The organism is Limnochorda pilosa, from assembly GCF_001544015.1.
Classification (GTDB): domain Bacteria; phylum Bacillota; class Limnochordia; order Limnochordales; family Limnochordaceae; genus Limnochorda; species Limnochorda pilosa.
Map to the genome: position 1 here is coordinate 3,225,181 of NZ_AP014924.1, position 12,528 is coordinate 3,237,708.

11 protein-coding genes are annotated in these 12,528 nt (G+C 72.1%); all 11 read right to left on the reverse strand.

The genetic code is table 11. The features are described 5' to 3' along the window. Positions 1-39: 39 nt before the first annotated feature. The 11 genes from LIP_RS14325 to LIP_RS14375 all read right to left on the reverse strand — a co-directional run bounded on the left by LIP_RS14325 (position 40) and on the right by LIP_RS14375 (position 12,518). Positions 40-1,035 carry a ParB/RepB/Spo0J family partition protein gene (locus tag LIP_RS14325; RefSeq protein ID WP_068139854.1) on the reverse strand — a complete coding sequence of 332 codons (996 nt, stop codon included), beginning with the start codon at positions 1,033-1,035 and terminating at the stop codon, positions 40-42. 266 nt (positions 1,036-1,301) lie between these two features. Next, entirely contained in the window at positions 1,302-2,243 is a 942-nt protein-coding gene (locus LIP_RS14330; RefSeq protein ID WP_068139856.1) for a hypothetical protein, read from the reverse strand. A 118-nt stretch (positions 2,244-2,361) separates the two neighbouring features. Further along, the gene (locus LIP_RS14335) at positions 2,362-3,639 is read right to left on the reverse strand and encodes an S-layer homology domain-containing protein (RefSeq protein ID WP_068139858.1); all 1,278 of its coding nucleotides are present in this window, start codon (positions 3,637-3,639) and stop codon (positions 2,362-2,364) included. A 63-nt stretch (positions 3,640-3,702) separates the two neighbouring features. Continuing rightward, positions 3,703-4,155: a RuvC family protein gene (locus LIP_RS14340; protein ID WP_198409568.1), complete on the reverse strand. Its 453-nt coding sequence runs from the start codon at positions 4,153-4,155 to the stop codon at positions 3,703-3,705. Between the two features lie 75 nt (positions 4,156-4,230). After that, positions 4,231-5,859: an S-layer homology domain-containing protein gene (locus LIP_RS14345; protein WP_068139859.1), complete on the reverse strand. Its 1,629-nt coding sequence runs from the start codon at positions 5,857-5,859 to the stop codon at positions 4,231-4,233. Between the two features lie 423 nt (positions 5,860-6,282). Continuing rightward, a complete protein-coding gene (locus LIP_RS14350) occupies positions 6,283-7,329 on the reverse strand; it encodes a hypothetical protein (protein ID WP_068139864.1) in 1,047 nt (348 codons plus the stop codon). 142 nt (positions 7,330-7,471) lie between these two features. Further along, on the reverse strand, positions 7,472-8,668 hold the full coding sequence (locus LIP_RS14355) for a DUF3084 domain-containing protein (protein ID WP_068139867.1): 1,197 nt from the start codon (positions 8,666-8,668) through the stop codon (positions 7,472-7,474). 106 nt (positions 8,669-8,774) lie between these two features. Next, positions 8,775-9,863, reverse strand: coding sequence for an LptF/LptG family permease (locus LIP_RS14360; protein WP_068139870.1), 1,089 nt, complete (start codon positions 9,861-9,863; stop codon positions 8,775-8,777). Then, entirely contained in the window at positions 9,860-10,579 is a 720-nt protein-coding gene (lptB, locus tag LIP_RS14365) for an LPS export ABC transporter ATP-binding protein (RefSeq protein WP_068139873.1), read from the reverse strand. Before lptB ends, LIP_RS14360 begins: the two co-directional genes overlap by 4 nt. Beyond that, entirely contained in the window at positions 10,576-11,544 is a 969-nt protein-coding gene (locus LIP_RS14370; protein WP_082726390.1) for an NAD-dependent epimerase/dehydratase family protein, read from the reverse strand. Before LIP_RS14370 ends, lptB begins: the two co-directional genes overlap by 4 nt. Further along, positions 11,541-12,518, reverse strand: a complete 978-nt coding sequence (locus tag LIP_RS14375; RefSeq protein WP_068139876.1) for a glycosyltransferase family 2 protein — start codon at positions 12,516-12,518, stop codon at positions 11,541-11,543. Before LIP_RS14375 ends, LIP_RS14370 begins: the two co-directional genes overlap by 4 nt. Between the last annotated feature and the right edge of the window lie 10 nt (positions 12,519-12,528).

Consider the following 12,528-nt stretch of genomic DNA (forward strand, 5'->3'; position numbering starts at 1 on the left):
CCCGCCCGAAGGGTCCCCGGGGCGTGATCGCCCCGCTCCCTAGGCGAGCTGCCGGCCCTTCTCCTTGCGCCGGCGTCGCTCCGCCCGCTGCCGCTGCTTGCGCTCCTCCTTCGCCCGGGCCGCGGCCTCCTCGGGTGTGGCCGAGAGGCGCTCCAGCGCCTCGCCCGTCACGCGGTGGAGCTGCTCGAACCGCTGCACCAGCATCGCCCTCACGTCGGGGGCCAGGAAGCGGGAGGAGACGTGCGACAGCCGCTCCACGAAGTGGCTGGAACGTTCGAGCGACTCCACCAGGCGCTGCAGGTGGGCCTCGGGCGTCGTCCCGGGGAGATCCGCGGGGCGACCCGGCTTGCCCGCGGCGAGCACCTTCCGCAGGGCATCCTCCGGCTCCAGATCGGGCGCTTCCCGCATCAAGGCGCAGAGCTTCCGCATCTGCCCCTTGCTCAGTGAGAAGGCCAGGGCCAGGTCCAGGACCTGGCTGGCGACCACGGGGTCCTGGCGCCGGCTGGCCAGGGCCAGCGCCTCGTTCACGTGGGAGAGGCTCAAGGAGACGTCTTCGCCGCGGGCGTTGGCCGCAACCGCTTGCTGGAAGCGTGGCTCCACCCTCAGGAGGTCCAGCCAGTCGACCAGGGTGGTGCGGGGGACGCCCAGACGCTGCGCCACCGCCCTCTGGCTCAGACCTTCGGCCTTCATCAGCTCCTGGATGGCCGTGGCCCGTTCCAGGGGATCCAGGTCCTCCCGCTGGAGGTTCTCCACCAGCTGGAGGAGCCTGTCCGCCCCACGGGCAGCCTCAGAGCCTTCCTCGAGGACGAGGACCTGGATCTCCCGCTGCCCCACCTGAAGGGCGGCGCGCCAGCGCCGCTCGCCCGCCACCAGCCGGTAGCGGTTCCCGGCACGCCGGACCAGGACCGGCTGGAGCTGCCCCACCTCCCGAAAGCTCCGGGCGAGCGAGTCCAGGCTGCGCGCGTCGAAACGCGTCCTGGGCTGGCCCGGATCACGGTCGATCAGCTCCATGGGAACCGATCGAAGCTCTGGCACCGGCTTTCCCTCCCGGACCCGCCTGCACGCCGCACCGACAGAAACCCGCACCTTCTGGCGCGATCCTGGCTCTTTCGACTCCTGCGGGCCGTTCACGGCTTTCGACGTCCTCCCGCGGGTTCCTCTTTCAAAAGTCCAGTCGGACGGCCCCGGTCCTGGGCAGCACCCTGCACCCTCACCGGAACCTGGCGCGCGCGAACGCCGCGGCAGCCCGACGGCATGACCCGGCAGGCAGAAGAAGGGCGCCGCCCGGGCGGCGCCCCGTCTCACAGGCCCTGCAGGGCCGCGACCGGTACGGCGTCGGTGACCTCCACCACCATCTCGGTGCCTGAGGGGACCACCACGTTCTGGCCTTGGATGAGGGCGCCCGCTGCCAGGCCCAATGGGGCCAGGACCACCGTGGCGGCACTTCCCACCAGCAGCACCCCCGTGAGGCCGGCCGCCGCGGCCAGCTCCTCGGAGCCCGACTGGGAGGTCCGTTCGGTGAGGCCCAGCCCCACCGGCGTCCCGTCGAAGGCGGGCACGGTGCCGAAGTCCAGGGCCACCTTACCGCTGCGGCCCAGGGCGCCCGCCGCCTGCACCTCCGAAACCGTCGCCTTCCCCCCGGCGCCCGACAGGATGACCAGGTCCCCGTCCAGGGTGACGTCCTTCACCACCGTGAAGGGGATGGTGTTCCCCACCTTCGCCTTGCCCGAGTTGACCTCCGCATCGAGGCGGATGGTGACCCGGGTCCCTGCGGGGATCCGCCGCTGCGCGACGCCCACCTTCCCGTCGGGCCAGATCACCTGAGCGATGCCCGCCAGCCGCTGGAGGATCGAACCCTGCTGGGCCTCACCCATGATCACCTCTTCCAGCGCCCGGATCCGGGGCTCCACCGCCCCCGCGGCCTGACGACCGAGGAGGACCCATTCGGCTGCGTTCAGGCGCATCATGAGGGAGGTACCGTCCCGGCCGGGCGCGTAGAAGAGCCCGTTCAGGCGGCTCAACCGATCCAGCAGGGGCCCGCTCTGAGTACTGCCCAACAGGTCCGTCTCCACTCTCTCCACCCGGGCCAGCAGCGACCCCTGATGGACCTCGCCGTAGGCCGCGACCTCCAGGGCCTCCAGGCGCGCCAGGGGCGTGCCCTGCTGCGCCCCTGCCGGCGCCATGCCTGCCAGCAGCCAGAGGGCCAGGAGGGTTGCCAGTGATCGATACCGCAGTCTGGCCATCACCCTTTTCCTCCTCGTCGCCTTCATGTTCCGTCTGTTGTCCTGGATCCCTCCGACGCGCTGGTGCATGGGGCAAGGGCCCGTGGAAGTCCCCTCGATGGCGAGGCCCGATCCGAGGCTAGAAACGCAGCGTGAACTCGGCCGTGGCGGCGTTGGTGGAGGTCACGCCATCCTCGTCGCCGAAGTCGATGAGCTGGTACCCCAGGGTGAGCGATCCCACGCTGGAAACGTCGTAGGTGAGCTTGAGGGTGGTTTGCACCTGGCGGGGAGCTGTGGGCGCTGACCCGGCGGCGTTGCCGCCGGGCTCCGGAGGATCGGCTTCCGTCGGCTCCGGCTCGCCTGCCTCCACCGCCTTTGGTGCCGTTCCCTCAACGGGCTGAGCCTCCCGGCTCCAGCCAACCCGGATGGCCCCTCCCTCCAGGGCCACCCCCACCCCCACCTCCAGCCGGGACGGCAGGTCCGTCCCGCCCAGGACCCGCAGGTCGTCCAAGCCCACGTACTCGTAAGCCGCCGTCAGCTCCGTGCCGCCCGTGGTCCAGCGGAGGCCCCAGCGCGTCCGCCCCCCGTCGGCTCCTGACTCCGCGGCCTCTCCACCCGTAGGGGGCTCGCTCGCCGCGGCGGCGGGCGGCACGTCGTAGCCGCCCGAAATGTAGACGTCCCCCAGGTCCACGCCGGCACCGATGCGGTACCCGGGCCGCGCGCCCCCGGACTCCACCTGGCCCTCCACCTGCACCGTGGGCAGCAGCCGGAAGCGGGCCCCCAGCGCGAGCCCCCGGTCTGCTTGCTCGTCCGCGGCCCCGCGTCCCTCCCGGAGCCCATCGAGGCCGACCAGCCCTTCAGGACCCGGCGCGGACGCGGACCAGGTGAGGGCGGGCAGCTCGCCCAGGCCCAGCCAGACGGCATCGAGCTCGGGGAGAGGAACCCCGACCGGCGCCGCCTCGAGGCGGAAGCTCTGGGGGGAGGGGATGACTGCCCGGTAGCCGAGCGCCGTCAGCTCAGGCGAAAACTCGCGGGCGAGCCGCTCCAGCAAGCGGACCTGGTCCCAGCCTAACGGGGTCCGGGCACTCCGGTTGTAGCGGGCCACGAGCACGGGCAACGAGACCGAGGGACTCGCGGGCGCGGCCGCCTGGAGCCGATCCATGGCCTCGCCCACCTCCAGGGCCATCTCGAGGCGGGTCACGGTCAAACCAACCCCGAACCCTGCAGGCGGCACCTTCACCAGGCCCGCCGTGGAGAGCGTGCGCACCGCCCCGTAGGACCAGTGCTCGGGTGGAAGCTCTGCGAAGAGCTGGCTCACCTTGGCCTCAGGCGCCCCCAGGGCCCGGCCGCCCAGCAACGCGGCCACCAGCACCATGAGGGCCATGAGGGCCATGAGGCGACCCCACCGCACCGGCATACGATCCCTGCCCTTCCTTCCTGGCAGAGAGTTCTCGCTCTGCCACCGAAACCCTGCCGCCCCTCACCGCTCCCCTGGCCCGCCGGCAGACTGCAGGTACCGCTCCGCGAGGATCACCGCAACCAGGTCATCATACGGCTCGGCCGGCGTCTGGAGACCTGAGGGAAGCCAGCGCCGCCAGCCACGCCGGTGCGCCTCCACGTACCGGCGCCGTCCTTCCTCGCTGGAGCGGCGCTCGTCCACCAGCACCACTGGGGGAAGGCCCTCCGCTGCCTCCAGCGCCGCCCGCCACGCCCGGGCGCCCGTCGCGTTCCCCAGGATCAGGCGGGCGGGCTGGTAGTGCCGGCTCCACGCCCGCACCTGCTCGAGCGCGTCCTCCGAGGGAACCACCCGACGCGCCAGGACCTCCCCACCCATGGAAACGACCGCGAGCCCGCACTTCACGCGGCCCGGGTCCATGGCCAGGATGCATCCCTCACCTGGACCGGCTCCCGAGCCGCCCGCCGCGCCCGGCACGGCCGCACCCCCATAAAGGCAGGATCCCCGCCGGTGGCGGGGATCCTGCAGGTTCCAGATCCTTCGATCTCCCTGTTAGAACTCGCCCCGGAGCCCGAAGGCGTAGACCGTCGTGGCCGGGGTGACGCCCAGCTCGGTGGAGAAGCTGCCGAGCACGCTCAGGTTGCCCACCGGCACGGTGAGGCTCACCGAGGAGGCAGCCTTGTCGGCCACCCGCAGGGCGTCAGCGCCGCTGGCGGGGTAGACCAGGCGGCCCAGGAGCTCGCCGCCCAGGAGCGAGGCGCCGATCTCCGCGCCCACGCCCACGCCCGTGTCCAGCCCACTCGCGATCACCCCGTCGACCACGGGGGTCACGCTGAAGGCGCCCAGCGGCAGCGGCAGCGCGAGGCCCACCTTGTAGGCGAGACCGTCGAAGTCCAGGTCGGTCCAGCCGGGGGCCGTCACGGCCGGGGCAAACGGCGCGGGCGTGCTGCCGAACCGGGCGCCCGTGGTGAACCGGACGATCCCGGCGTTGAGGCCGGCGTCCAGGTCGAAGCGGGTGTGGGTGCCGGGCGCTGCGCCGCCAGCCGTGTAGAGGGCCAGCTCGGCGCCGGTGTCGAGCCCGCCCAGGGGCCCGCCCACGCCCAGGCTCAGGTACGTGTCGACGGAGGCACCGGCCAGCATGCCGAGCTTGAAGCTGGCGCTGGCGTCGCTGCCGGCCACCTGGGCCAGGAGGAGCTCCGCCTGCCCGAGAGCCGCGCTGGCACCGTCACTGCCCACGTACTGGAGCTGGTAGGCACCCTTGAGCTGCTTCTCGGGGGCCTTGGCCACCTTCCGCTCCAGGGCCATGACGCGGTTGGTCGCCTCGTCGGCCGTCTGCTGGGTCATGTCGATGCGGTTCTTCAGGTTGGTCTGCTGGCGCTCCAGCTCGTCGACCCGGCTCTCCAGGGTGCCGATGCGCTCGTCGGTCTGCGCCCGCCACGCCTCGAGGTCGGCCACCCGCACGCCCAGGGCGTCGAGGTCCGAGCGGAACTCGTCCAGGAGCGCCTGCACGCTCTGCTGCAGCGTGTCCGCGGTCTCCTGGATCAGGGCCCGGGTCTCCCGCACGTCCTGCTGGGTCACGAGCGTCCGGGCCTCCAGGTTGGTGATGCGGCTGTCGATGCCCGACAGGGCGTCCTGGACCATGGCCTCGACGTTACCCTTCAGGTCCTCGGGCGCCTCGTAGGAGGCCAGGTACTCTTCGATGGCCCGGGTCGCCAGCTCGGTGAAGGCTGCCCGCGCCGGGTCCGAAAGCGGAATCTTGCCCGTGGACTGGACCGATGCCGCCACCTGGGCCGGTGCCACGCCGAAGAGGGCGCGCTGGGCTTCCTCCCCGGCTTCGAGCCGAGCCCGGAGGTCGGCGATGGCCTGGTTCACCCGGGCGACCGCGTTGGCCTCAACCTCGCTGAAGGAGGCGTCGACCTGGTCGGCGACCATCGCATCCAGCCGGTCCACCAGCCGGGAGACGATCATCGCCCACTCGTACCGGGTCAGCTGCCGGTTGCCCTTGTACTCGCCGTCCGGGTAGCCGATCACCAGACCGGCGGCCCTGAGCAACTCGACGGACTCAGCCGCCCAGTGATCGGGCGGAACGTCCGGGAACGGCTTCTGCTGTGCCAGGACCGGCGCGCTCGTCGCCACGGCCAGAAGGCCGGCGAGGAGCACGGCCAAACCCCGTTTGCGCATGGTGTGACAAACCTCCTCGTCTCAGGTGCTCGTTGCCCCGTCTCACCTCTCCCGAGACGCGCCGTGGGCTCGAAGGGCAGGAGGAGTTTCCGGCGTTGCCTCATCCTGCCGACTTCAAGGCCCGTGCGCCCCGCGAGGGGCAGGTCGATCTCTCGCGCTCATGAGCCCAGCGCTCACGCGATCCCCCGGCGCCTGCCCCCTTTCCGGGTGGGGCAGGCTCGTGAGCAACTTCACGGACGGACACAGGCAGCTATGCCCGTATTCGAGCCCTTGGAAGAAACTCCTTCCACACCTGGGGAAATGTTGCGTTACAAAGGAGCTTCCCGCCCGTTTCCGTCGCGACCGGCCCACGGGGACCCCATTCGCCGCGTGGGGTCTTCTCTCCTGGCTGGAAGGACGGTGCAGGCATGGAAATGAGTGGAGTCAGAAGCGCAGGTCGAGCCCAGCCTGGCCCTCGGCCTGGCCCGGACGGCCTTCGGAGAAGTCGAGCAGCCGCCAGCCGGCGTGGAGCTGCGCTTCGCCCAGCCCCAGGCCCACGTCCACCCCGGGCCGAACCGCAGACTCGCCGGGCGCTCGGTCCAGGCCGACGCGGGCCTCAAGGGTGCCTGCGGAACCCAGGGGCACCCGTGTCTCCAGCCCCGCGCCGCCGGCCGGCGGCTCGAGGCCACCCGACCGGGCCGCTTGCCGGAGCTCGTCGAGGGTCACCACGTCGGGAGAGGAAGGCGGCGGGAGCTCGGGCGCCGTCTGGCGGTCGAGCCCCAGGGTGCGAAGCTCGGGGCCGAAGCCCGACCGGAGCTCCAGCAGCGCCTGGCTGGTGCGGCCCACCTGATCGGCCACCTCCGAAGGGGAGCGGGCTTCGCTCGAGAAGCGATCGACCAGGGCCAGTTCCAGCTGGTCCACCTCAGGACTGCCCGCCGTAGCCAGCGACGGCGGCACCTGCTGCAGGAGCCGTTCTTGCAGGGCCGTCGCCTGGCGGACCACCGCCGGCGCCGCGGGCGACGAGCCCGCGGCTGCAGCCGCGCGGTACTCCTGCTCCAGGCGGGTCGTCGCCGGGACGAGCCAGTAGAGCTGGCGGCCTGCCTGCAGCCGGTCCAGGGGGCTCGCGCCTGCAGCCTCCCCGGCGTCGCCGGAATCCCCGCCCAGGCGCTGGGCCGAGCGGTAGAGCCACGCCAGGGCCACCTCGGCTTGGGACGCCTCGGAGCCGCCGGGCTGGGCGGTCCCCAGCTCCTGCTCCGCCTGGGAGACCAGCCCCGCCACCTCGTACCGGGTTAGCCCCGCCCCGCCGGGCGCCAGGGGCTCCTGCTCCAGGAGGCCCGCGCTCTGGAGCGCCTCCAGTGCGGGATAGGCCCAGTGATCCCTGGGGACGGGGTCGAAGGGGTCGGAGGACGCGGCGGCGGGCCCGGCCAGGAGGAGGAGCGCGACCAGACCTGGGATGCTGCTGCGAAGGATCCGCTTGAGTGGGTGCGACACGGCTGCAACGTCCTCCCGGCCAGAGCTCCCCAACCTCTTCGGGAGGACGCGTTCCGGATCCTTCCGGGGGCACCTGCCACCTCCTGGCGACCCCGGCAGCGGACCCCTCCGGGCCCAGGCCGGCGGCAGCCTCAAGGTTGCTTCAGGAGGAGACGACCTCCAGCGTGACGGTGAGCGGCGGCCGCGTGTTCCAGGTGTCCTCCCGGGCCCGGGCGATGACTTCCACGGGCTTGCCCGCCTGCTTGACGGCAATGATCACGTCCAGGAACTCGTCGGCCTTGGCCACCTGACCCACCAGCCCCTGCTCATCGGTCATCATGCCGTCCTGGATCGCCTGCTCGTTCACGTCCCAGAGGAGCTGGAGGAGTTCGCTCTCCACCGCTTCGGGGTCGGAGCCGTCCACGGTCCGGCGGGCGATCACCTGGTTCCGGGTGTAGACCCTGGCCTCAGGGATCAGCTCGAACCCCACCAGGAGCGGCTCGCCGGCGAAGGTGTTGTTGACCGCCCGGATGCGGGCCACCCACCGGCCGCCCTTGGACGCCATCTCCTGAGCGGTGTAGTAGAAGACGTCCTGGGACTCGAAGACCAGCGCCGGCTTCTCGTCGGGCAGGTCCAGGCGGCTGCGCACCCGCTTCTCCTCCTCGTCCAGGAAGGCGAGCAGCCGCTTTTGCACCTGTTCCACGGGCACGGAGGCATCCAACACCGTGGCGCCCACCAGCTCGTCGGCCCGATACGCGAGCTTCCCCGAGCGCATGGCATAGGCGAGCTGCAGGTACTCCTGGGTGAGGGTGGCCACCTGCTCCTGCAGGCGGTCCCGGGTGGCCTGCAACTCGTCCACGTGGCCCTGCAGGTCCTTCCCGATGCGGGTCAGGTTCTTCACCCGCTCCTCCTGGAAGGCCAGCGAGCGCTGGGCCTCGTCCAGCTGGGTGCGGGCGTTGGCGAGCTGGTCCACGGCCGACTGCAGCTCCGCCTTGGCCGCGTCCATCTCCTTCACCGCCTGGTTCCGCTCGCTCAGGGTGGCGGCCAGCCTCTCCTGCTGGGCGGAAAGCTCCCCTTCCACCATCTGGAGCCGATCGCGGGTCGTGGTCAGCGCCTGCTGGATCTCGCTCATCCGGAAGAGGGCCGTGCGCACGTCGGCCGAGGCCAAGGAGAGCAGGCCCACGGAGGCGGCGGTGATCACCACGCCCGTGAGGATGGTGATGATGATGGAGGTGTGGCGCGGGCGCAGCCCGAAGAGCGTGAGGCGCCGCTTGCCCACCCGGAGCCCGATCCGGTCCCCCAGGTAGGCGATCGCCCCTCCCATGATCACCAAGGTCACGATGAGCCGCCACCCGTGCATGCCCGCTCACCTCCTTCCAGCCCTTCCGCCTCGGCCGCTGCCGGGGAGCCCGACGCGCGCCGTCACGCCGCCATGGAATCCCGGCCCGCTGGCCGCCCATTGGGCCTCAGCGGTCCAGGCGGATCCACAGGAACCCGCCCACGGCCAGCCCCAGCAGGTTCTGGACCCAGGCGCCCAGCTCCGGCGGCAAGCCGCCGGACTTGCCCAGGGCGGTTCCAAGGGTCATGACTACATAATAGATGAAGATGATCCCCACCGAAAGCCCGAAGCCCACCGAGGTGGCGCTGCGATGGGACTGGATGCCAAGCCCCGCCCCCAGGAGCGCGAAGACGAAGCTGGCGAAGGGCAGGGCCAGCTTCAGGTTCCACTCCACCCGCTCGGTCCGGGCCTCCACCCCCTGTCCCCGCAGGGCCAGGATCCGGGCGCCCAGCTCGCGCAGGCCCATCTGGGCAGGGGGCCTGTTCAGCTCGCTCACCTGCCCTGGCCGGTAGGGGATGGCCGCCGGCCGGCGCCCGCCCTCGAAGGCGATCCGCACGGCCTGGCCGTCCGCGCCGAAGCGGTAGCTCTCCCCGTCCTCCATCTGCCACTCGTTTCCGGCCCAGACCACCTGGCGGGCATAGGTGGTCTCCACCGGCCGGCCCTGGTCGAGGCGGATCATGGTCACGTCGTTCATGGTCTGGGCCGCGGGGTAGTACCGGGCGGCGTAAAGGAACCAGGCCAAACGGCCCCCCTGGAACTGCTGGAGGGTCACGTTCCGCCGGTCGACGGGCAGGGTGCGCCCCCGCACCTGCTCCACCATCACCCGCTCCCGCTGGATGTTGGCCCACGGTGCGACCCACTCGTTCATCCCGGCGGCCAGCAGGGCGAGGCTGAGGCCCAGGAGAAGGACGGGGCGGGTCACCCGGCGGAGGCTGTACCCGCCCGCCTGGAGGGCGACCACCTCCGAGTTGGCCGAAAGGCGCGAGAGGGTCAGGAGGCTCCCCACCATGATGCCCATGGGCAGCGTCCAGACCAGGATCTGGGGGATGCCCAGGAGGAAGACCCGCAGCAAAGCCTCCACGGGGGCCCTCAGCTCCGCGGCCAGGTTGGCCAGGTTCACCATCTCGCTGGCCAGGAAGAGGCTGGTGAAGGCGCCGAATCCGAAGATCACGGGGCCTGCCAGCTCCTTGAGCACGAACCGGTCCAGGGCTCTCACAGCCGGAACCGCTCCCCCAGGTAGAATCGGCGGGCCTCAGGGCTCTCCAGGAGCTCGGCCGCCCCGCCCGCCACCAGCACCCGGCCCTGGTGCATGATGTAGGCCCGCTGGGTGATGGTGAGCGTCTCGCGCACGTTGTGGTCGGTGATGAGCACCCCGATCCCTCGCTCCCGCAACCGACCGATCAGCTCCTGCAGCTCGGCCACCGCGATGGGGTCCACGCCTGCGAAGGGCTCGTCCAGGAGCAGGTAGCGGGGCTCCCCCGCGAGGGCCCGGGCCACCTCGCACCGGCGCCGCTCGCCCCCGGAGAGCACCCCGGCCTCCTGAGACCGCAAGGCCACCAGGTCGAAGCCCTCCAGGAGCTCCTCCACCCGCTCCTCGCGCGCTTGCCGCGAGAGGGGGAGCCTTTCCAGGATCAGCGCGAGGTTCTGCTCCACCGTGAGCCGCCGGAAGATGGAAGGCTCCTGGGCCAGGTACCCGATGCCCAGGCGGGCCCGCCGGTGGACAGGGAGCCCGGAGATCTCCTCGCCGTCCAGGAAGACCTGACCCGCCTCAGCCCGCACCAGCCCCAGGATCATGTAGAAAGTGGTGGTCTTCCCGGCCCCGTTGGGCCCCAGCAAGCCCACCACCTCGCCGGGGTCCACCCGCAGGTTGACCGACTGGACCACCGCCCGGCCCCGATAGTGCTTCACCAGCCCGTGCGCCTCGAGGCTCATGCCCCCCGCCCCCCCGCCAGCGCGTCCAGCGCCCCTGCCTCCATGGGGGAACCCGCCTGGGTCCAGGCCAGGGTGCGGGCCAGACCCTCGCGGAGGTCCACCCGGGGGTGCCACCCCAGCACGGTCCCGGCGCGGCCCGGATCCAGGGCGCTCCGCTCGATCTCGCCCGGGCGCGCCGGTTCGGTCCGGGGCTGGAGGTCCTGCCGCCCCGCCAGCTCCAGGAGGACCTGGGCCAGCTCCAGCACGCTCCGCTCCCGGCCCGTCCCTACGTTGAAGAGGCCGCCCGGCCCCTCCAGCGCGGCCAGGTTGGCCCGGGCCACGTCGGTGACGTAGATGAAGTCGCGGGTCTGGCGCCCGGAGCCGAAGATCCGGGGCGGCTCGCCCTGAGCCAGGCGGGTCGCGAAAGAAGCGACGACGCCCCCTTCCGCCCGGGCTTCCTGACCCGGCCCGTAGACGTTCGCGTACCGGAGCACGGTGGTCCTCAGCCCCGCGCCCGCCCCGTACACCCAGCAGTACCCCTCCGCGGCGAGCTTGGAGGCGCCGTAGGGCGAGAGCGGCTTGCAGGCCGCCTCCTCCGGCAGGGGCAGGCGCTCGGGCTCGCCGTAGACCGCCGCGGAGGACGAGTAGACCAGGTGCTCCACCCCGTTCCGCCGGCATGCCTCCAGGAGCACCAGGCTGCCCGCCACGTTCACCGTCAGGTCGCGCAGGGGCTCCCGCACCGCCGCCTGCACGTCCACCTGGGCCGCCAGGTGGAAGACGGCCTGGGGCCGCACCTGGGCCACCACCTCGTCCACGGCCCCGGCCTCCTCGAGCTGCACCCGGTGGAGGGACACGCCCTGGGGCACCCGCTCGGGCCGGCCCGCGGAGAGGTCGTCCAGCACCGCCACCTGGTGCCCTGCCTCCAGGAGCAGCCGCACCACGTGCGACCCGATGAAACCTGCCCCACCCGTCACCAGCGTCCTCACGCCTCGCCCTCCCCTGCTTTCGAGCGATCCGGGGCCGCGTCGCCGGAGGGTACCCGGCTCGCGCCCTTGGCCGCCAGGCCTTCCCGCAGCCCCTGAACGTACGCGTGCTGGGTGATCAGCCGGGCCAGCACCCGCACCCGGCGGTCACGCCCGGCCGCCTCCGCCTGGCGGAGCCGCTCCCACGTGCGGGGGTCCTCGGCCCAGCGGGCCAGGAGCCGGTCGAGCCAGAAGGTGAGGCCGAAGAGCTGGGTGGTCGTGCGCACGCCCCAGGTGGGGTGCTTCCGGAAGAAGAGGACCGCGGTGTGCCCTCGCTCCCTCTCCCGCTGGCATGCCCGGGGGAGGTGGTCCACCCGAAAGGTTTCCTTGAAGTGGTAGCCGCGCGCGGCAGGGACCGGCTGAGCCACCAGTCCCAGCTGCTTCAGGCGCAGGCCGAGCTCCAGGTCCTCCCAGCCGTACTCCGCGAAGGCCTCGTCGAAGAGGCCCGCGGCCAGCAGGTGGCGCCGGCCCACGGAGACGTTCCCCGTGGCGAAGAAGGCCATGGAGAGGTCGCCCACGTCGGGCCGGGCCCGTTCCACCTCGTCCAGGCTGGCCACGTGGATCACAGGACCGTGCCCAATCAGCCGATCACCGGCCGGATCCCGAGCGGCCTGCCGGTGCGCTTCCAGGTGGGCGGCCACCAGGCCTTGGCCTGGCACCAGGTCGCTGTCCAGGAAGAGGATGAGCTCGGCGTCCGCGGCGCGGATGCCCCGGTTCCGGGCTGCAGCCGGGCCCCGATGCTCCTGGCGCAGGCAGCGGAAGGGGAAGGGCGGCTGCAGGTCCGCCAGGCTCTCGGCGGTCCCGTCGGTGGAGCCGTCGTCCACGACCACGACCTCGAAGGGAACACCCTCCCGGCCCTCCGCCTCCAGGCGGCGGAGCGCTTCGGTGAGGACCTCCCGGCGGTTGTAGGTCGGGATCACCAGGCTGATCTCGGGCACCCGCGCCCTC